The sequence below is a fragment of the Streptomyces sp. NPDC002853 genome (genome assembly GCF_053591915.1).
In genome coordinates this window covers 262745-282720 of the sequence record NZ_JBSFUS010000004.1, presented here as the reverse complement: position 1 = coordinate 282720, position 19976 = coordinate 262745, and the positions used below count along the sequence as shown (strand labels likewise).

The 19976-nt window shown below is 69.6% G+C and carries 15 protein-coding genes; 12 read left to right on the top strand and 3 right to left on the bottom strand.

Translation table 11 applies throughout. The features are described from left to right. Window positions 1-108 precede the first annotated feature (108 nt). From ACWD02_RS12480 to ACWD02_RS12460, 5 genes are all read left to right on the top strand, one after another. Window positions 109-1101 (top strand): GlxA family transcriptional regulator, encoded by a 993-nt coding sequence (locus tag ACWD02_RS12480; RefSeq protein ID WP_451208223.1) that lies wholly within the window; start codon window positions 109-111, stop codon window positions 1099-1101. A 115-nt stretch (window positions 1102-1216) separates the two neighbouring features. Next, window positions 1217-1846 (top strand): cysteine hydrolase family protein, encoded by a 630-nt coding sequence (locus ACWD02_RS12475; protein WP_451208221.1) that lies wholly within the window; start codon window positions 1217-1219, stop codon window positions 1844-1846. A 145-nt stretch (window positions 1847-1991) separates the two neighbouring features. Continuing rightward, the gene (locus tag ACWD02_RS12470) at window positions 1992-2069 is read left to right on the top strand and encodes a 50S ribosomal protein bL37 (RefSeq protein WP_370443954.1); all 78 of its coding nucleotides are present in this window, start codon (window positions 1992-1994) and stop codon (window positions 2067-2069) included. Between the two features lie 162 nt (window positions 2070-2231). Beyond that, window positions 2232-2642 (top strand): VOC family protein, encoded by a 411-nt coding sequence (locus ACWD02_RS12465; RefSeq protein WP_451208218.1) that lies wholly within the window; start codon window positions 2232-2234, stop codon window positions 2640-2642. A 180-nt stretch (window positions 2643-2822) separates the two neighbouring features. After that, window positions 2823-5216 carry an ATP-binding cassette domain-containing protein gene (locus ACWD02_RS12460; RefSeq protein ID WP_451208215.1) on the top strand — a complete coding sequence of 798 codons (2394 nt, stop codon included), beginning with the start codon at window positions 2823-2825 and terminating at the stop codon, window positions 5214-5216. Between the two features lie 551 nt (window positions 5217-5767). Here ACWD02_RS12460 and ACWD02_RS12455 read toward each other — a convergent pair. Then, window positions 5768-6058 (bottom strand): hypothetical protein, encoded by a 291-nt coding sequence (locus ACWD02_RS12455; protein ID WP_451208213.1) that lies wholly within the window; start codon window positions 6056-6058, stop codon window positions 5768-5770. A gap of 289 nt (window positions 6059-6347) precedes the next feature. On the opposite strand from ACWD02_RS12455, the gene ACWD02_RS12450 reads away from it, so the two are divergent. The 5 genes from ACWD02_RS12450 (at window position 6348) to ACWD02_RS12430 (ending at window position 15222) form a co-directional block, all read left to right on the top strand. Then, on the top strand, window positions 6348-7880 hold the full coding sequence (locus ACWD02_RS12450) for an alpha/beta hydrolase (protein ID WP_451208210.1): 1533 nt from the start codon (window positions 6348-6350) through the stop codon (window positions 7878-7880). 325 nt (window positions 7881-8205) lie between these two features. After that, complete coding sequence (locus ACWD02_RS12445; protein WP_451208207.1) at window positions 8206-9369, top strand: ATP-grasp domain-containing protein; 1164 nt, start codon at window positions 8206-8208, stop codon at window positions 9367-9369. Between the two features lie 165 nt (window positions 9370-9534). Next, entirely contained in the window at window positions 9535-12273 is a 2739-nt protein-coding gene (locus tag ACWD02_RS12440) for an alpha/beta fold hydrolase (protein WP_451208205.1), read from the top strand. 14 nt (window positions 12274-12287) lie between these two features. Then, window positions 12288-13250, top strand: a complete 963-nt coding sequence (locus ACWD02_RS12435; RefSeq protein ID WP_451208202.1) for an NAD-dependent epimerase/dehydratase family protein — start codon at window positions 12288-12290, stop codon at window positions 13248-13250. Window position 13251: 1 nt separating this feature from the next. After that, window positions 13252-15222 carry an aminotransferase class I/II-fold pyridoxal phosphate-dependent enzyme gene (locus ACWD02_RS12430; protein ID WP_451208199.1) on the top strand — a complete coding sequence of 657 codons (1971 nt, stop codon included), beginning with the start codon at window positions 13252-13254 and terminating at the stop codon, window positions 15220-15222. A 6-nt stretch (window positions 15223-15228) separates the two neighbouring features. Here the strand turns inward: ACWD02_RS12430 and ACWD02_RS12425 are convergent, their stop codons facing one another. Next, a complete protein-coding gene (locus ACWD02_RS12425) occupies window positions 15229-15675 on the bottom strand; it encodes a hypothetical protein (RefSeq protein WP_451208196.1) in 447 nt (148 codons plus the stop codon). Window positions 15676-15767: 92 nt separating this feature from the next. Between ACWD02_RS12425 and ACWD02_RS12420 the strand changes: the two genes are divergently transcribed. Further along, complete coding sequence (locus ACWD02_RS12420; RefSeq protein WP_451208193.1) at window positions 15768-17549, top strand: carbamoyltransferase family protein; 1782 nt, start codon at window positions 15768-15770, stop codon at window positions 17547-17549. Between the two features lie 41 nt (window positions 17550-17590). On the opposite strand, the gene ACWD02_RS12415 is transcribed toward ACWD02_RS12420, so the two are convergent. Further along, window positions 17591-18262, bottom strand: a complete 672-nt coding sequence (locus ACWD02_RS12415; protein ID WP_451208190.1) for a hypothetical protein — start codon at window positions 18260-18262, stop codon at window positions 17591-17593. Between the two features lie 195 nt (window positions 18263-18457). Between ACWD02_RS12415 and ACWD02_RS12410 the strand changes: the two genes are divergently transcribed. Then, complete coding sequence (locus ACWD02_RS12410; protein WP_451208187.1) at window positions 18458-19936, top strand: esterase; 1479 nt, start codon at window positions 18458-18460, stop codon at window positions 19934-19936. The last annotated feature ends 40 nt before the right edge of the window (window positions 19937-19976 follow it).

The following is a 19976-nucleotide window of genomic DNA, read 5'->3' as shown; positions in this document are numbered from 1 at the left end:
TCCGCGCATGTCCGGATGTGCCGGCCGGATGCGATGCCCGTATGCGATGTCCGGATGTGACAGAGAACCGTCATTGCGGCCATCGGTCGGCGCGGTGAGGATGGGTGCATGCCCACTCCGCACCGTGTCGTCATCGCGGTCTTCCCCGATGTCGACCTCCTCGACGTCACCGGCCCGGCCGAGGTCTTCGCCCTGGCCGGGCGGGAGACCGCGGGCCGCGCCGGATACCAGGTCCGCCTGGCGGGACCGGTCGCCGGTGAGGTCCGTACGTCGGCCGGGGTGCGGCTGCTGGCCGACCTGGGTTTCGACGAGGTCCGCGGGCAGGTGGACACCCTGCTGGTGCCCGGGGCGGTCGACATGACCGACAAGGGCCCGGTCGCCCGCATCGACGCGGACGTCGTGGAGTGGGTGAAGGCGACCGCTCCGCAGGCCCGCCGGGTGGCTTCGGTGTGCGTGGGCGCGCACGTGCTCGCCGCGGCCGGACTCCTCGACGGGAAGACGGCGACCACCCACTGGTCGACCGCCGCCCAGCTCGCCGCCGAGCACCCGGCCGTCGTCGTCGACCCGGACCCGATCTTCGTGCGCACCGACCGAGGCCGGTTGTGGACCGGGGCCGGGATCAGCGCCTGCCTGGATCTCGCCCTGGCGCTCGTGGCCGAGGACCAGGGCGAGGACGTGGCCCTTGCGGTGGCCCGGCAACTGGTCATGTACCTCAAGCGCCAGGGAGGGCAGAGCCAGTTCTCCGTACCCCTCAGCCGCCCCGCCTCCGCCCGCCGTGACATCGACGAACTGCGGCTGTGGATCGCCGAGCACCTCGACGAGGACCTGTCGGCGGCGGCACTGGCGGCCCGGATGTGCCTGAGCGAACGGCACTTCGCCCGGGTGTTCAAACAGGAGACGGGCACCAGCCCCGCCGACTACGTGGAGGCTGCCCGCGTCGAGGTGGCGCGCCGTCTCCTGGAGACCACCGACGGACCGCTCGACCAGGTCGCGACCGCCGCCGGGCTCGGCTCGGTGGAGACGTTGCACCGGGCGTTCAACCGGCAGCTCGCCACCACCCCGGCGGCCTACCGCCGCCGCTTCCGCGTCCAGTCCACCTGACCCCGTCACCGCACAGGCACGCCCACGCACAGGCGAGACCCGCGGCTTCGCCATGCCTGATTCCTCCATGTCCCATGCCGTGATCCACGGCGGAACACGAAAGGTTCCTCACCCCATGACCACGCACACGAACCAGCCCTCCACCCCCCTGCGCGCCGTGATCGGCCTGGACAATCAGCCGCCCCGGCTGAGCGAATCCGCACTGGTCCTGATCGACTTCCAGAACACCTACCGCACCGGCGTCATGGCACTGAACGGCGCCGAGGAGGCCCTCGCGGCCGGGGCCCGCCTCCTGGAGCGTGCCCGCGCCGCGGGCACCCCGGTCGTCCACGTCCTCAACGACGGCGGTGAAGGCACCCCCTACGACATCCGCGCCCACATCGGGGCCATCAGCGACGAGGTCGCCCCGGTGGAGGGCGAGGCGGTCGTGGTGAAGCAGTTCCCCAACTCCTTCCACGCCACCGAACTGGAGAAGACGCTGACCGATCTGGGTATCGCCCCGGGCAGCGGCAAGGACCTGGTCCTTGCCGGCTTCATGACCCACATGTGCGTCAACTACACCGCCCAGGGCGCCTTCAACCTCGGCTACCGCCCCACCGTCGTCGCCGAGGCCACCGCCACCCGCTCGCTCACCGCCCCGGACGGCACCGTCCTGCAGGCCGCCGCGCTCCAGAGTGCCGCGCTGACCACCATCACCGACCTGTTCGGCACCGTCGTGCCCACCGTCGAGGCGCTCCCTGCCTGACCGAGCGCCCTGTGGGGCGCGGGCTGACACAGGTGGTCCACATCGTGTCGTAGGACACGTCATTACCCGGCGTCGTCCTGGGTAGGGAGTGCATGATCGCCTGGGCTCGCGCCCGGGAAGCAACACCGGAACCACGGAGGTACCCATGTCCTCGAAGCGACGTCGCAAGAAGAAGGCCCGCCGCAAGAACGGCGCGAACCACGGCAGCCGCCCCCAGTCCTGACGACGGGCGCGGCGATCGGGGGCGGCACCATCCGGTGCCGCCCCCGAAGCATGTCCTGACCTGCCCTGACCTCGTTGATCTGCCCCGGCTGAACCCCGGCCGGGCCCGACCGGTCAGGAATCGAGAAGCGCCGGCCCCCGAGCCGCGCCTAGCGTGAACTCCATGGACGTCACCATTCACGCGAGCTTCCTCCCGCACAACGACCCGGACGCCTCCCTGGCCTTCTACCGCGACTGCCTCGGCTTCGAGGTCCGCCACGACGTCGGATACGACGGGATGCGCTGGATCACCGTCGGCCCCGCGGACCAGCCCGGCACCTCCATCGTCCTGCAGCCCCCGGCGGCCGACCCCGGCATCACCGAGGCCGAGCGCCGAACCATCGACGAGATGATGGCCAAGGGGACCTACGCCGGCATCCTCCTGACCACCGCCGACCTGGAGGGCACCTTCGCGCGGCTGCGGGCGAAGAACGCCGAGATCGTCCAGGAGCCGACCGAGCAGCCCTACGGTGTGCGCGACTGCGCCGTCCGCGACCCCGCGGGCAACATGCTCCGCATCCAGGAGCTGCGCTGAGGGCGGCGCCCCCGCGATCGTGCGCCACGACCTGACGCCGCCAAGCGGAAGGACAGCGACCCGTTGCCGCGATCACGCCGACGAAGTAGAACCTGACATAGCGCTCGACGAAGATCAGATCGAGCCAGGCGACAACGACGGAGACCGCGCGAGCGGCTCCGCCCGACAGATGGAGAAACCATGAGCCCGGCCAAGAGGAAGACCACGCAGTCGCCTGCGCTCCACGCCGCCGACAGCCACGACTTGATCCGTGTGCACGGCGCGCGTGTGAACAACCTCAAGGACGTCAGCATCGAGCTCCCCAAGCGACGCCTGACGGTGTTCACCGGCGTCTCCGGGTCGGGCAAGAGCTCCCTGGTGTTCAGCACGATCGCCGCCGAGTCGCAGCGGATGATCAACGAGACGTACAGCGCCTTCGTGCAGGGCTTCATGCCGACGCCGGCGCGGCCCGAAGTCGACGTTCTCGACGGTCTCACGACCGCGATCATCGTCGACCAGCAGCGGATGGGCGCCGACCCCCGCTCGACGGTCGGCACCGCCACCGACGCCAACGCGATGCTGCGCATCCTCTTCAGCCGCCTCGGCAAGCCGCAGATCGGCCCGCCCAGCGCGTACTCGTTCAACACCGCGTCGGTCAGGGCGAGTGGCGGGATCACCGTCGAACGCGGTAACGCCAAGACCAAGACCGTGAAGGCGACGTTCAACCGCACCGGCGGCATGTGCACGCGCTGCGAGGGCCGGGGCACGGTCTCCGACATCGACCTCACCCAGCTCTACGACGACTCCAAGTCGCTCGCCGAGGGCGCGTTCACCATCCCCGGCTGGAAGTCCGACAGTCAGTGGACCGTGCAGGTCTACGCCCAGTCCGGCTTCGTCGACCCGGACAAGCCGATCCGCAAGTACACCAAGAAGGAACTGCGGGACTTCCTCTACGGCGAGCCGGTCAAGGTCAAGGTCAACGGCGTCAACCTCACCTACGAGGGCCTGATCCCCAAGATCCAGAAGTCGTTCCTCTCCAAGGACAAGGAGGGGATGCAGCCGCACATCCGGGCCTTCGTGGAGCGCGCGGTCACCTTCACCACCTGCCCCGAGTGCGACGGCACCCGCCTCAGCGAGGGGGCCCGGTCCTCGAAGATCAAGAGGATCAGCATCGCCGACGCCTGCGCGATGGAGATCCGCGACCTCGCCGAGTGGGTCCGCGGCCTCAAGGAACCGTCCGTGGCGCCGCTGCTCACCGCCCTGCAGCAGACCCTCGACTCGTTCGTGGAGATCGGTCTCGGCTATCTCTCGCTCGACCGGCCCGCGGGCACGCTGTCGGGCGGCGAGGCCCAGCGCGTCAAGATGATCCGCCACCTCGGCTCCTCGCTCACCGACGTCACGTACGTCTTCGACGAGCCGACCATCGGCCTGCACCCCCATGACATCGAGCGGATGAACAAGCTCCTGCTGCGACTGCGGGACAAGGGCAACACGGTGCTCGTCGTCGAGCACAAGCCCGAGGCCATCGCGATCGCCGACCACGTCGTCGACCTCGGGCCCGGCGCCGGTACGGCCGGTGGAGCCGTCTGCTTCGAGGGCACCGTCGACGGGCTGCGGGCCAGCGACACCGTCACCGGCCGTCACCTCGACGACCGGGCCGCGCTCAAGGAGACGGTGCGTAAGTCCACCGGCACGTTGGAGATCCGCGGCGCCACCCGCCACAACCTGCAGGGCGTCGACGTCGATGTCCCGCTCGGGGTGCTGTGCGTGGTCACCGGTGTCGCCGGTTCCGGCAAGAGCTCCCTGATCCACGGCTCCGTCCCCGCGTCCGCCGGGGTGGTCTCGGTCGACCAGGCGCCGATCAAGGGCTCGCGGCGCAGCAACCCGGCGACGTACACCGGGCTCCTCGAGCCGATCCGCAAGGCGTTCGCCAAGGCCAACGACGTGAAGCCGGCGCTGTTCAGCGCCAACTCCGAGGGCGCCTGCCCGACCTGCAACGGCGCGGGCGTCATCTACACCGACCTGGGGATCATGGCCAGTGTCGAGACCCCTTGCGAGGACTGCGAGGGGAAGCGGTTCCAGCCTGCGGTCCTCGAATACACCTTCGGTGGACGGGACATCAGCGAGGTGCTCGCGATGTCCGTGGCCGAGGCGGCGGAGTTCTTCGGGGAGGGCGAGGCGCGCACCCCGGCCGCCCACAAGATCCTCGAGCGGCTCTCCGACGTGGGGCTGGGCTACCTCAGCCTCGGCCAGCCGCTCACCACGCTGTCCGGCGGCGAGCGGCAGCGGCTCAAGCTGGCCACCCACATGGCGGAGAAGAGCGGTGTCTACGTCCTCGACGAGCCGACGACCGGTCTGCACCTCGCGGACGTGGAGCAACTGCTCGGGCTGCTCGACCGTCTCGTCGAATCGGGGAAGTCGGTCATCGTGATCGAGCACCACCAGGCGGTCATGGCGCACGCCGACTGGATCATCGACCTCGGCCCCGGCGCGGGCCACGACGGCGGCAAGATCGTCTTCGAGGGCACGCCCGCGGATCTCGTCGCCGACCGCTCCACGCTCACCGGCGAACACCTCGCGGCGTACGTCGGCTGAGCACCAGGCCGGGCGGAGAGTATGGACCGACGAGGTTCCGGGCAACCGACTCGCACAGATCTGTCACTCAAACGTGTGTCGCACTTTCAAGAGCGACACTGACGCCGAAGGTCGGCGTTGAATGGGTGCGAGCACGAATTCGAGGACCGCGCCCAGACGATCCATGGAGTCAGCGATCTGATTCCGACGCTCCATCAAGCCCGCGGCATGCGCATGCCGCGGGCTTCATGCCGGACGCGGACGAGTTCTCGAAGTGCCGGGAGCGGAAAGGATCGTTGGACTGCGCATGAGCGATGCGGGGAACGGGGTCCCTTCGCCGCGGCCGCCCCGTGCCGAGACCAGGACCGGCGGCGTCGGGGAGCCAGCTTCGCAATCCCCGATCTATGACGCGCTGGTACGTGAATGGCAGGCCCAGAACCGCGAGGTCCCGCGGGTGCCCGCCCCGCGCTCACGCTGGGAGCGCGTCGACACGCAGGACCTCTTCCACCGGGGCTGACCGGCTGTCCTTGCGTTGCCGCCGCGGGCGGAACGCGGTGAACCGCCGTGCGGTGTCACGTGAGCGGGGTCGCCGGCTGGGCATGGGTGCTGAGCCAGCGGCAGATCGCGAGGGCGACGGTGTCGTCGAGCGTGCTCAGTGCGTCGATGGCCTTGGCGTCGTCCGGGTGGGGAGGGATGCCGGCCGTGGTGAGCGTCGCGTGCAGGCTCAGGCGGTGTCGGTCGCGGGGCGTGAGAACGGTCGGGGCGGCCATGTCCAGGCGCTGCGTCGGGTCGGGCGGGGGCAGCAGGAAGTCGGCCTCCGCGTCCCAGTCGACGGTCGGCAGGATGATGGCGGGTGAAGTCATGGCGGCTTCCTCACGACGTGCGGGCAATGCCTGTGTCGGTCAGGAAGCGTTCCGGGGTCCAGCTGGTTGCACCGGGTCCGCCACAACACCCGAACGCGGTAATCGCCGGGCATCGGGCCATATGAACTGCTCGCGAGTCCTGTTGGGTACTCCTCCCAGCGGAGTAGACGCAACCGCCGGACATGGCGCGTGAGTTGGAGATGGTCGGGCCTTCCGGATGAGTCGCGGGACAGGCGCACCAGGACATGATCGCTCATGTCCCGCGATGTCCATCGGAAGGATCGTCCGCATGCAAAGACGACCGCTCGTACCGCTGTTGGCGGTGAGCGTGATGGCGGCTCTGGCGCCCGGCCTGGCCGCGTCCCCGGCCGCCGCGAGCCCATCGGCCCGCTCGGCGCCCGCCTCCGTGGAGGCCGCGGGCCTGCGTCCGTACACCCAGCAGAAGCCGGTCTGGGGGCGGTGCGGCAACGACACTCCCGCTACTCTCCGGTGCGCGACCCTGAAGGTTCCGCTGGACTACCGCGCCCCCGGCGGCAAGAAGATCGACATCGCGATATCCCGGCTCAGGACCGGCGCTCCCGACAAGCGCCACGGCGTACTGCTCTCGAACCCCGGCGGCCCCGGCGGGCCCGGCCTCGAGATGCCGCTCGAACTGGACCGGCAGCTGCCCCAGCGGGTGAAGGACCGCTACGACCTCATCGGGTTCGACCCCCGGGGAGTCGGAAGGAGCACACCCGTGCGGTGCGGCATCAGCGCGGAGGAGAACACGCTGCTGCGCCCGCTGCGGACGTTCGACAAGAACGTGGTGTGGGCCAAGACCGTGGCCGACAAGTGCCGTTCGAAGGCGGGGAACACCCTTCGGCACATCACCACCCGCAACACCGCGCGCGACATGGACATCCTGCGGGCGGTCCTGGGCGAGCGCAGGATCTCGTACTACGGGGTCTCCTACGGCACCGCCCTCGGCGCCGTCTACATGCAGCTCTTCCCCCGGCGTGCCGACCGCTTCGTCCTGGACAGTGCCGTCGACCCGACGCGGATGTGGCGCGAGATGTTCCGGGTCTGGGGCAAGGAGGCGGAGCCGGCGTTCGCGCGGTGGACGAAGTGGACCGCCGCACACGACGCGACCTACGGCCTCGGTGACACACCGGCCGCGGTGAGCAAGACCTTCTGGGATGTGGTCGCAAGGGCCGACCGGGACCCCATCGTCGTCGACGGGATTCCGCTCGACGGCGCGGGCGTCCGGGACCTGGTGCGGGCGGACCTCTTCACCGTCCGGCACGCGGCCGAGCGGGTGGTGCGGCTGAAGGAGGCAGCCGGGGGGAGCGCGAAGGGCCTGGACCTCGCCGAGCCTCCCGAGGAGCCCGACATCTCGGCCACCATGGCCGTGGTGTGCGGTGATGCCTCCTGGCCGAGCGACCCCGAGACGTACCGCAGGGACTCGGTCCGGGATGCGGCGCGCTATCCGCTGTACGGGGACTTCGCCGCGGGCGTCATGCCATGCGCCTTCTGGGACAAGCCTGTTGAGCCCGCCACCGAGGTGAACAACCTGGTCCCGGCGTTGATCGTGCAGAACGAGTGGGACTCGCAGACCCCCCTGGTCACCGCGCGCGCCATGCACCGCCAGCTGAAGGGCTCGCGCATGGTGACGGTCGACGAGGGCGAGGGGCATGGCGTCTACAGCACGAATCCGTGCGCGGATGCCACTGCCGACTCCTACCTGGCCACCGGTAAGCTCCCGGCTGCCGACGTGACATGCCGGGCGACCCCGGGCGAGCGTCGCGCCGCGTCCTCGCTCCCGGCTCCGGGGCCCCTCGGCTGACCGCCGCAATCGCGTTCTGACAGCGCCCGGAGCGGGCGGCGGCGACTGCCTCCCGCTCCGGTACACGCACCGGCGTCGAGCGTTTCTCGCCTTCTCTTCCGTATGCGGTGCCATATGGGCTTTTGTTTGCTTGTTCCGGTGGAATTTCGTTCCGTGGAGCTGCGGCGGAATGAATCATTCCATGCCTATTCGACTAAAGCTTTACTTGTGAGTTAAATCACATCTCATCGATCAAATGATCATGCTTGCGCATATCCACACGGCTGTTACCCGTGTGACAGGATGCGACGAGTTGGTTGGCTAGCTTTAATTCGGGGAGACAAGCATGCCGACGATGATTGTCATCGGTTACAGGGATGACCTGGACCAAGTTCTCCGGCGCAGGGGATTGGATCCCTGCTATATCGTGCAGGCGCCTTTCGGTGCCCCGAAAGGGCGACGCTTCAAGCGGGTCGCCGACATCGAGAACATTCAAGAAATATGGCGAGCGGTGCTCTCGGCGCATGTCGATGATGTGGCAGGAGTACTCACCGTCCATGAAATGGGCGTATTCGGCGCCACCTATTTGCGTCAACAGCTGAACCTCCCCGGGAACGTCGACTCAAGGGCCGCCCTGAACTTCCGGGACAAATATCTGCAGAAGAGCAAACTGCCGCCGCACGTAAAGCGCGCGCGGTGCCGGTACGTATCGAAGAACACGTCGTTCCTGGAACTCTCCAGGGACCTGGGCGACGTCTTCGTCATCAAGCCCGCGATCGGAGCCGGTTCACTGCGCACGAGCATCGTGCGATCTCCCGAAGAGCACGCGCGGGCCCTGGAGTTGTTCCCGGGCCAGTCGGACGTCGAGATCGTCGCCGAGTCCTTCGTCGACGCCCCCGAGGTCTACATGGACGGCATCTGGCGGAACGGCCGTCTCCAGTGGTCGTCCATGAGCAGCAACCACATCTCGCCGCTCAGCGCCGTGCAGGGTGGCATCCTGTCCGCGCACATCCTGGACCGCCGGCTGCATCCTGACCTGTTCCGGCAGGCCGAGCAGCTCGCCGGGGAGGCGCTGGAAAGCCTTGGCGCACCGGACTGCGTGTTCCACATGGAGGCATTCGCGCGAGAAGCCGGGCTGACGTTCGGCGAGTGCGCCATCAGACTCCCCGGTGCGCTGTCCCCGCAGGTCAATCAACTGACCTTCGGTGTCGACCTCTTCGACGTGGAAATCAGCCTGGCGCTCGGCGAAGAGCCGAGGCGGATCCCGGACGACCACGTACCCGACCGCTTCTACGGATACATCCTCCTGCGCCGCTCCGGCGACGACACACTGACCCAGCAGGATTTCGAGCGCAACTTCTCCTTCGACGAAATCAAATACCCCCTGTCGCCCGACGCGTCGACCGGCCCGTACGGCCGGTTCGGTCAGGCGATCGTCTCCGACCCGGACGAACTGAAGCTGCAGAAGACGATCGACGAGATCGTGCGCTTCAACGAGGTCGGCGTTTGACGGGATCCGCCACCCGCGGGCGGTCGTCACGAGAAAAATTCTGGATCGCGAGAAATTGCGAGCTCGCCACCTTTTGCCGGGTGCTCAATCGCGCCCGCCCCGAGGCCTGGCCCGAGCCGCATCCCCAGCCACGGTGCTTTTCTCTGATCGGAGGTCGTCATCCCCATGCCGGATCAACGTCACGCTGCGACGCTCCCGCAACTGCTCGAGTGTGCGGCTCGGGACACATCGCGCGGCATCACCTTCATCGGCGGGTCATTCCTCTCGTACGCCGACTTACGGGAGTGTGCTTGCCGGATCGCCCAAGGGCTGCGCGACCACGGCACCGCCCCGGGCGAGCGGGTTCTGATCTCCGCCCACGACCCCGAGAATTTCTTCCGCGCCTTCTGGGGGTGCGTACTGGCCGGTGTCGTGCCCTGCCCGGTCGCGCCGCCCGCCGATCCCTCCCGGTGGCGCATGCAACTGGAGCACCTGCGCACGCTGTTGGCCGACCCGTTGGTGATCCTCTCCAAGGACTCCCGAGGTGACCTGCCCGAAGTCGGCCTGCGGGCGGTGACGGTGGAGGAACTGAGCCATGCCGCGGCCGACGGCGACCAACTGCACGCGCCCGCACCGGACGATCTCGCCGTACTGATGCTCACCTCCGGGTCCACCGGATCGAGCAAGGCGGTCAGGCTCACCCACGCCAACCTCCTCGCCGCGCAGGCCGGCAAGGCGGGGGCGCTGGATCTGGGGCCCGACGACACCTCGCTGAACTGGATATCGGCCGACCACATCGCCGCGATCGAGGCGAACCTGCTGCCGATGTTCAACGGAGCCGACCAGGTCATGGCGACTCCGGCCACCGTGCTCGCGGACCCCGTCGAATTCCTCAGGCTGCTGGCCGCCCACCGGGTGCGGGTGACGTTCACGCCCAACTTCCTGTTCGGGCAGATCAACCAGGCTCTGGCGCAACGCCCGCTTCCGCCCGAGGAGTTGGACCTGTCGCGGGTGCGGCACATCATCTCCGGCGGTGAGGCCACCGTGACCGGCACCGTCCGGGCGTTCCTGGACACGCTCGCGCCCCACGGACTGCGCGCGGACGTGGTTGTGCCCGCGTTCGGGATGACCGAGACGTGCGCGGGCAGCGTCTTCAACCGTGAGTTCGCCGCCCGGGACCTGGACACGGAGTTCCCCCCGCTGGGCCGCCCCGTGCGCGGCCTGCACATCCGCGTCGTGGACGGCGACGGCACGGTCCTCGCCTCCACCGACCGGCCCACCACGGACGAGTCCGGAGAGGTGCAGCTGCGCGGGACGATGGTCACCGACGGCTATCACGGCAACGACCGGGCCACCGCCCAGGCCTTCACCCCCGACGGCTGGTTCCGTACCGGGGACCTGGGACGCCTCGACTCCGAGGGCCGGTTGACGCTGGTCGGCCGGACGAAGGACTCCGTCATCGTGAACGGCGTCAACTACTACAGCCACGACCTGGAAGCGGTCCTCGACGAACTGGACGGTGTACGGCGCGGCCAGGTCGCGGCCTTCCCGATCCGGCCCGACGGCGCCGATTCGGAAGCGCTCGCCGTCGCGTTCGTCCCCGCGGGCGACCCCGCCGACGACTCGGCCGTGTACCGGTCCCTGGTCGCGATCCGCAGCTCCACGGTGATGCACTGGGGCTTCCGGCCCCAGCTGATCGTGCCCGTCACCGAAGCCCAGATCCCCCGCGGCAACCTCGGCAAGATCCAGCGGTCGCGGCTGCGGGCGGCCGTCGAGACGGGCGATCTGGACGCCGCCGCCCGCCGCTCCGACGAGGTGAGCACCCGCTTCCTCGGCGGTTACGTGGCGCCGCGGGGAGAGGTCGAGATCACCCTGACCGGCATCTACGCCCGCGTACTGAACACCGAGAAGGTCCCGGCGACCGCCAGCTTCTTCGACCTGGGCGGCACATCGCTCGACGTGCTGCGGCTCAAGCTGGAGATACAGACCGAGTTCGGCATCGACGACGTACCGATGTCCACGCTCCTTCAGGCCCCCAGCGTGCGCGCGCTGGCCGGCCGGCTGGCCGCCGCACGCGGCGCCGGCGGCGACCGTGCCTACGACCCGCTGGTGCCCCTGCAGGTCACCGGGGACGGCACGCCGTTGTTCTGCGTCCATCCCGGCCTGGGGGAGGTGCTGGTGTTCGTCAACCTCGCCAAGTACTTCACCGGCGAGCGGCCCTTCTACGCGCTGCGGGCCCGCGGATTCGGGCAGGGCGAGAGCCACTTCGCGTCGTTCGACGAGATGGTCACCACCTATGTGGAGGCGATCCGGCGGACCCAGCCGAGCGGACCGTACGCCGTGGCGGGCTACTCCTACGGCGCGGCCGTCGCCTTCGAGATCGCCAAGCGCCTCGAGGCGGACGGCGACGAGGTCAAGTTCGTGGGTGTCTTCAACCTGCCGCCGAGCATCTCCGGCCGCATGAACGAGATCACCTTCACCGACGGCGCGATCAACCTGGCCCTCTTCCTCGAGCTGATCGCCCCCGCCGACATCGAGGGCCTGAACGCCACCCTGCGCCCCCTGCCCGAAGCCGACCAGCTCGCCTATCTCGTCGACCACGCGCCCAAGCGGCGCCTGATCGAACTCGACCTGACCGTCGAGCAGTTCACCACCTGGGTGCACCTGGCGCAGAGCATGGTTCACCTGGGCCGCACCTACGAGCCCTCGGGAGCGGTCGGGGACGTACGCGTCTTCTACTGCACCCCGCTCAAGGGCACCAAACAGGAGTGGCTGGACGGCCAGCTGCGCCACTGGGACGACTTCACCCGCGACCCCAACCGGTACATCGAGGTCGACGGCGAGCACTACACCCTGATGAGCCCCCAGCACGTACAGACCTTCCAGGCAACCTTGCGCCACGAACTGAGCCACGCGCTCGGCTAAGGACGGACTCACGAATGCACGGCAAGAAGATTCTCGTCACGGGTGGCACCGGGCAGGTCGCGATGCCTGTCGCCGAGGCTCTCGCGGCGGACAACGAGGTGTGGTGCCTGGGCCGGTTCGGCGACCCGGCCTCACGCAAGGCCCTGGAGGAGATGGGCGCACACACCTTCACCTGGGACATGTCCACCGATGAACTGAGCGGCCTGCCGGGCGACTTCACCCACGTACTGCACTCGGCGGTGCACCGGGGCGACGGCAACGACTTCGCGGAGACCGCGCGCGTCAACGCCGCGGGCACCGCACGCCTGATGACCCACTGCGCCACCGCCGAGGCGTTCTTGTACGTGTCGTCCGGAGTGGTCTACAACCGGGCCGACAGCACCCATCGCTACCGCGAGGGCGATGCCGTGGGCGGCGCGGTGCCCTGGCTGCCGACGTACCCCGTCGGCAAGCTCGCCGCCGAAGGGGTGGCGCGGGGCCTGGCCGAAGCGCTCGGACTGCCGACGGTGATCGCCCGGCTCAACATCGCCTACGGGCCGTACGGCCACGGCGGTGTCCCCATGATCCTGTTCAGGCAGATGCGGGCCGGACAGCCGTGCGCGGTGCCACGACAAGGGCAGAACCACTGCAATCTGCTGCACACCGACGACCTCGTCCGGCAGGTGCCGCTCCTGTGGGGCGCGGCGCGGACGCCCGCTCGGGTGGTGAACTGGGGCGGGGACGAGGAGGTCGGCATGACCGACCTGCTCGAGTACATGTCCGCGCTCACCGGCGTACCGCTGCAGTTGGACCGCAGCGACTACAGCCGCGAGACCGCGATCTTCGACCACGAGGTCCGCCGGGGTCTGATCGGCGACTGCTCCGTCGACTGGAAGGTGGGCATCGCCCGCACCCTGGCCGAGCTGTTCGAGGAGTACCGCGACCGCGTCGAGGCCCACGTCGGCCACCCCGCGACGGAACGAGGAGAGGAGCACTGACATGCGCAGGCCCACAGACACGGAGGCGCTGCAGGAGGCGCTCGGTGCCGCCCTCGGAGGCCGCGAACCGGTGGGGACCCTGGGCCGACTGGTCGCGGGAGCGGACGCCTTCGGCTCCTTGGGACCCGAAGCCCTGGAGCGCCCCACCCTGATCGGCGGCGCGGCCCTCTATAACCCGACGAGCCCCGCTCCCTCCGCCCACGCCGTCGAGGAGTTGGTGCGCCGCGCCAAGGCGCTGGACGTGCGGCAGATCCTCGTGCCCAACGTGCGCCGCACCGACGACGCCCGCACGCTGCGGGCAGCCGGTTTCGAACCCCTGGCCGCCGATTCCGAGTGCGTCGTGCGGCTGACGGGGGACGTGGACGATGTGCTGCGCGCCCGCGTGGGCGGCGGGCGACAGCGCGCCCTGCGCCGCCGCCATGACGCGCTCTCCCGCGACCTCACCTGGGAGCGGATCCGCTTGAGTGAGCTCGGCGGGGCACCTTGGGCGCGGGATGCCTTCGTGCAACTGCACCGGCGCCGGGCGGAGCGCGACGGCGGCGGCCACGACCCGTACGACGCGGCGGCCCTCGACGCCCTGGCGGGAGGCGTGTTGGCGGAGCGCACGGAGATGCTCGTGCGCCGCAGGGGCGAGACCGTCGTCCAGGTCGCACTCACCGCCCGGTCGCACAACGGCAGGGGGCTCTACCACCTGACGCAGGCCATCGATCCCGACGCCTGTGATGCTGAACCGAGTGATCTTCACGCCGCGGCCCTGTACGGGCTCTACCTGGACGCCCGACGCTCTGGCCTGCACTGGGTCCACCTCGGCCCGGGGGATGCCGACGGCAAGCGCCGCCTCGGGGCCGACCTGTTCGTCCCCCTCGACCACTGGCTGCGCGCCGAGGGCCGCACGGTCCCGGAGGCAGCCGGGGTGGAGCCGGCGCTGTCGCGCTTCGCGGCTCCGCCCGTCACGACCGTGCCGGTGCCGGGCCCGGCGCGCGCCCGCCGTCAGCCACGTTTCGACACCATCGACCTGTCGAGCAACACCAACCCGTTCCTGGGCGCCGCGGGCCAGTACCCCCACCTCGACACGGCGGAACTCGCCCGCGTCTACCTGGACACGATCTCGAAGCTGCCGGGCCACGAGGGCACGGACACCCTGACAGCGGACCATCTGCTGTTCTCCAGCGGTTCGGTCGACGGCGTCATGCTGCTCCTGGCGGCGCTCGCCTCGCCCGGCGAGAGCGTGTGCGTCACACCGCCCACCTTTCCGCTCTACGCCCACTTCGCCCGCCTGCTGCGCCTGCCGCTGGTCGAAGTGCCCCTGCGCGGCGACGAGTTGTCCGAGCTCGACACGGAGCGGATCCTGGCCGCCGATCCGCGGGTCACCATCCTGTGCGATCCGAACAACCCGGTGGGGACCAGGCTTGACCCGGAGCAGGTGCGCGCTCTTGTCACCGGCACGCGAGGCCTTGTCGTGATCGACGAGGCGTATGTCGAGTTCAGCGAGAAGCCCTCGTACGCCGGTCTGGTCGCCGAGCACGACAACCTCATCGTGCTCAGGACGCTCTCCAAGGCCTGGGGGCTCGCCGGCGCGCGGTGCGGGATCGCCCTGGCGCACCCCGGAATCATCGAGGCGCTGCGGCGGGTGCAGGTGCCCTTCGGGTTCACCGACGCCTCGCAGGCCGCCGTGCGGGAGCGGCTCAGCGACACACGCCGGGTGCTCGCCAGCATCCGGCACATCCGGGCCGAACGTGACCGGATGGCCGGAATGCTGGCCGAACACCCCGCGGTGGAGCGGGTGTTCCCCTCGGAGGCCAACTTCCTGCTGGTGCGGCTGCACAAACACGAGCGCGTCATGGAGCAGTTGCACCACGCGGGGATCGTGGTCGCCGACGTGGGTTTCCTCATCCCCGCCACCTGCCGCGTGTCCATCGGCAACCGGCGCGCGAACGACGCACTGCTCACCGCGCTCTCCGCCGCACTGTGAGCCGGATCAGGGGCCTTCGAGGCCATCCGCCAACGGAAGAGGCTTGTTGGCCCCGTCTTTTATCTCGACGACCAGGAACGACAGAACAGAGTCGCCGATATTTTTCAGGTCATGGAGGTGATGGCTCTCTTCGGTAAAGCTGAAATGCTGGGTCTGCCCGCGGACATACGAGATTTCCCGGCTGCTGCCGTCGCTCGCGTGTTGGCGGGCCAGGCCGTCGGTGAGGGCCGTCCACACATAGTCGAGTACGTGCCGGTGAACAGGAATGCGTTCTCCCGGCTGGAGATGGGTTTCCCAGACACGCGCCGATTCGGTCTCTTTCACGAGCGTCTGTCCCACCCGGCCGTTCTGGGTGTTGGTCTCGAATTCCTTGTGCAGCGGAGGACTCCAGCGGTCAAAGCCTTCGGCGACGACTGTGCTGGTCAGAGGGGTTGTAGAAGCATTGTTTCCCACGAACGGATCCTTTCGGTCACGGGTGTCCGGCCCCAGGTTATGACCGCCCGAATTGCAGTGGCAAGGTGTTCCGACAAGGAGGATGAAAGCCCGTGATCGTGCTCGGTTACAACGGATTCACCAGGGGTGCGGAACTCTTCGGACGCCTCTACGGGGCGACCGGTGTCGGTCGTAATCTTCTGGTGGGTCACGACGCGGCGGCTGCCCTGACCATCGACGGCGAAGTGGTCGCCGCCGTCGAGGAGGAACAGCTGAGCCGGGTCAAGAAGACCTCCGATTTCCCGGCCAACGCGATCAGCTGGTGCCTGGAATCCGCCGGTGTCGCCCTCGACCAGGTCGACGTCGTCGCTTTCCCCTGGCGCTTCTCGCCGACCGTGGCCGAGGAGATGATCGCGGGGATATGCGACTCCGGCATGCCGGTCGCGGAGAAGTTCGACTCACTGCGGCGCACGGGCGAGCTCTACACCGGGATGCTCAGCCGCGAGGCGGTGTACGACGACTTCGTCCGGCGCACCGGCCACGCGCTGGACCCCAACAAGCTCACCCTGGTGCCGCATCACCTGGCCCACCTCATGTGCGGCGCCTACCTGGCGGGCGGGGGCGACGCCGCCTTCCTGGTGAGCGACGGCCGGGCAGAGACCCTCTCCGCCGTCATGGGCGAGCTGCGCGACGGCGTGGTCCGCCTCTTCGACGAGGGCACCGTCGACATGGCCAGCTCGCTCGGTGTGACCTACGGAAGGATCACCCGCTATCTGGGGTTCGTGCCCAACAACGACGAGTACAAGGTCATGGGCCTGGCCGCCTACGGCCCTGCGCCCCAGCACAACCCCCTCCTCGAACACGTCGTACGCCTGCATGAGGACGGCTCGTACACCCTCACCGTCCCCGCTGACGTCGGGGCCTATTACGCGCTCTTCGACGAGCTGTTCGGCGGTGACAGCGTCAAGCGCGAGGAGTTCGACTTCCGGGTCAAGGTCGCCGGGTTCGCCCAGCACATGGTCGAGGCCGTCACCGCCCATCAACTGCGGAAACTGACCGCCGCCTCCAGCCTGGACACCCTGCTCTTCGAGGGCGGCCTCGCGCTCAACTGCGTGGCCAACACGAAGATGCTCCAGCGGTCGTCGTTCACCGGCATGGAGGTCAGCTTCGGCGCCAGCGACCCGGGCGTCGCCATCGGCGCGGCCGTATGCACGGCCGGTCTCAGGAACCGGCCCGCGGACGCGGTCACCACGCCCTACCTGGGGCCCTCGTACGACGAGCGGCAGATCCTCGGCGTACTGGGGGAGTACGCGGACCGTGTGGAGTGGCAGGAGGAGCCCGATGTCCCCGCGGCCGCCGAGAGGACGGCGGGGCTGCTGGCCGGCAAGAACGTCGTGGGCTGGTTCCAGGGCCGTGCCGAGTTCGGGCCACGCGCCCTGGGCAACCGCAGCATCCTCGCCAACCCGTCCTTCCCCGACATCAAGGACATCATCAATCTCCGGGTCAAACACCGGGAGCCCTTCCGCCCGTTCGCGCCGGTCGTCCTCGCGTCCGAGGCGCCCCGCGTCTTCGAGATGGGCAAGAAGACCTCGTCCCCGTACATGACCTTCGTCTTCCCGGTGCGCAAGGAGTTCCAGGAGCGGATACCCGGCGCCTGCCACGTGGACGGCACGGCGCGCGTCCAGACGGTCGACGACCGGCAGAATCCCGCGCTCGCACAGCTGTTGCGCGCCTTCACGGCGCGAACGGACGTGCCCTGCCTGCTCAACACCTCGTTCAACGTGGCCGGAGAACCCATCGTCTGCTCGCCGCGCGACGCGCTGGAGTGCTTCCTGGCCACCGAGATCGACTACCTGGTCATCGACCGGTTCGTGGTCACCAAGAAGGCCCGCTGAACCGCGTCACCCGGAAGGCCCGCCGAACCGCCGGGCGTCGCTCACGCCTTCTCGTACCAGCCCAGCGCCCCGCCGCCCTCGGACGGGTCGAAGGACTGGTGCAGGGCCACCAGCGCGGCCACCACACGCAGGTCCAGGTCCTGGCCGAGCACCCGGTACTCGTCGGCGAGACCCCGGAAGACGAGCCGCGCCCGGCGGGACGCGTCACGCCAGATGATCCGGCGCGGGGCGCCGAAGCCGCCGTCGCCCTCACCCAGCAGCGAGGTGATGCCCCATACCAGGCTGAGCGGCAGGCCGACGGGCCACCACACGGCCCACCACACCAGGCGGCCCCGGTAACCCAGGAGCGCGGGCCCCGCGACGGGCTCCACGGTCCACCGCGCGCGGCCAAGGCGCAGCAGGGGGCGGCGCCGGAAGGTGATCCTGGCGAGCGGGACGCCGCCGGCGTCGTCGACGCGGTAGACCGCGGGGCGTCCGCTCGCACGGGAGCCCAGCGGCTGCTCGGTGGTCACCCGCACGATCGGCGCCCGGCCGTCGGGAACGATGTGGAAGGAACGCAGCGAGCGGCGCGGGTCCCGCTCGGGCCCTGCGGGGTCACGCCAGAGGCGGCCGAACGCGTCGTCGGCGCCGTGCCGTTCGCCGCCGCCCCAGTTGACGACGACCGGCGGATCCGTCGCGTACACCACCCGGCAGGTCACTTGGTTCTGGGGCACGCGCTGGCTCTCCCGTTCTGCGGCGGTCCTGTGGCGGCCATGATCTCAGAGGGAATGACAGGCCCCGCTTCCGCGCAGGAGGTCGCGTACAACCCTTGTGCCCCATGCGGTGTCGAACAGGGCGCCGGACAAGGAACGGGCCCTTTCCGGACACCCTCGCGCCTGCCCGGCCACTTTCCTTCTCAGGAGCCGCTCGTGCGCAAGAACCGTTCGGCCGCCCTCGCCGCGGCCTCATTCCTCCTTCTCACCGGAGCGGGCATCGTCGCCGCCCCCTCCGCCGTCGCAGGCACCCCCGGGGGTACGCGCGCCGACGACCGCAACAGTGACTTCAACGGCGACGGATACGAGGACGTGCTGGTCGGAGCCCCGGGGGCGACGGTGAGCGGGCAGAAGGGCGCCGGTCTCGTCACCGCCCAGTACGGCTCCTCCAGAGGCATGAACACCACCTCCGTCGACCGGTTCAGCCAGTCGACGGCCGGTGTCGCGGGCGCCGCCGAGGCGGCCGACGGCTTCGGGACGGCCGTCGCCACCGGTGACCTGGACGCCGACGGGTTCGACGACGCGATCGTCGGCATCCCCGGCGAGGACATCGGCGACACGGCGGACGCGGGTGGGGTCGCGATCCTGTGGGGCTCGAAGGACGGCCTCAGTGGTGCCTCCAGCGACTGGCTGGAGACCCAGGAGCCCACCAAGGGCGAGCAGTTCGGACTGAGCCTGGCCGCCGCGCACCACACCGACGAGACGCCGGGCGACATCCTCGCCGTACTGGACCGAGACGACCTGGAGCTCTTCGCGTACGACGCCGCGCCGCAGGCCGACGGACAGGCCCCGCTGCGGCACCAGGAGACCAAGCGGCTCGCCGCGGCGGCCGAGGAGCGCGACATCACGCCGAAGTCGCTCACCACCGGTGACTACGACAAGAACGGATACGCGGATCTCGTCGTGTCCGGCGTGACCGTGGGCGACGAGCCGGGGCACGGCTGGTCCGCGTACTTCTCGGGCAACGCCGACGGCCTCAAGTACGAGCACGACCTGCGCGGCGGACCCGTGGCCGCGTCCGGCGACATCAACCACGACGGCTTCGACGACCTGGTGACCGGTGAGCCCAACTCCCCGGACGACGGGGGCGAGACGCAGACCGGCGGCCTGGTCGGCGTCCGCTACGGCGACGCGGGCGGCCTCAAGGACGAGGCCAAGTGGTGGACGCAGGACAGCGTGGACGTACCCGGCGTCGCCGAGCGCGGCGACGGCTGGGGCGCCGATCTGTCCGTGGCGGACACGAACGGCGACGGATACGCGGACGTCGCCATCGGCGCTCCCGGCGAGGACATCGGCACGGTCGCGGACGCCGGGGCGGCCTGGGTGCTGCGTGGCTCCGAGCACGGCCTGACGGGGGTCGGTGCCAAGTCGTGGGACCAGAACTCGACGGACATCCCCGGCGCGGCCGAGAAGGGTGACAAGTGGGGTGCCCAGGTGCGCCTGACGGACCCGAACAACGACGGCCGCTTCGGTCTGCTGGCCGCCGCGCCCCGCGAGAACGCCGGTGACGGCATCGTGTGGGTCCTGTCCGCCGGGGCGGGTGGCGTCACCGCGTCCGGGTCGTGGACCTACGGGGCGGAGTCGCTGGGCGCGCCGGGCACGGGCGCGGCGTTCGGCGCGGCGATCGACGAGTAGGGCCGACGGCCCGCGAGGGCCTTCGGGCAGGCCATCCGAA

What these genes read in the sequence shown, in the direction of transcription:
- ACWD02_RS12480 (WP_451208223.1), top strand. Translation starts at nt 109, where the DNA reads ATGCCCACTCCGCACCGTGTCGTCATCGCGGTCTTCCCCGATGTCGAC.
- ACWD02_RS12475 (WP_451208221.1), top strand. Translation starts at nt 1,217, where the DNA reads ATGACCACGCACACGAACCAGCCCTCCACCCCCCTGCGCGCCGTGATC.
- ACWD02_RS12470 (WP_370443954.1), top strand. Translation starts at nt 1,992, where the DNA reads ATGTCCTCGAAGCGACGTCGCAAGAAGAAGGCCCGCCGCAAGAACGGC.
- ACWD02_RS12465 (WP_451208218.1), top strand. Translation starts at nt 2,232, where the DNA reads ATGGACGTCACCATTCACGCGAGCTTCCTCCCGCACAACGACCCGGAC.
- ACWD02_RS12460 (WP_451208215.1), top strand. Translation starts at nt 2,823, where the DNA reads ATGAGCCCGGCCAAGAGGAAGACCACGCAGTCGCCTGCGCTCCACGCC.
- ACWD02_RS12455 (WP_451208213.1), bottom strand. Translation starts at nt 6,058, where the DNA reads ATGACTTCACCCGCCATCATCCTGCCGACCGTCGACTGGGACGCGGAG.
- ACWD02_RS12450 (WP_451208210.1), top strand. Translation starts at nt 6,348, where the DNA reads ATGCAAAGACGACCGCTCGTACCGCTGTTGGCGGTGAGCGTGATGGCG.
- ACWD02_RS12445 (WP_451208207.1), top strand. Translation starts at nt 8,206, where the DNA reads ATGCCGACGATGATTGTCATCGGTTACAGGGATGACCTGGACCAAGTT.
- ACWD02_RS12440 (WP_451208205.1), top strand. Translation starts at nt 9,535, where the DNA reads ATGCCGGATCAACGTCACGCTGCGACGCTCCCGCAACTGCTCGAGTGT.
- ACWD02_RS12435 (WP_451208202.1), top strand. Translation starts at nt 12,288, where the DNA reads ATGCACGGCAAGAAGATTCTCGTCACGGGTGGCACCGGGCAGGTCGCG.
- ACWD02_RS12430 (WP_451208199.1), top strand. Translation starts at nt 13,252, where the DNA reads ATGCGCAGGCCCACAGACACGGAGGCGCTGCAGGAGGCGCTCGGTGCC.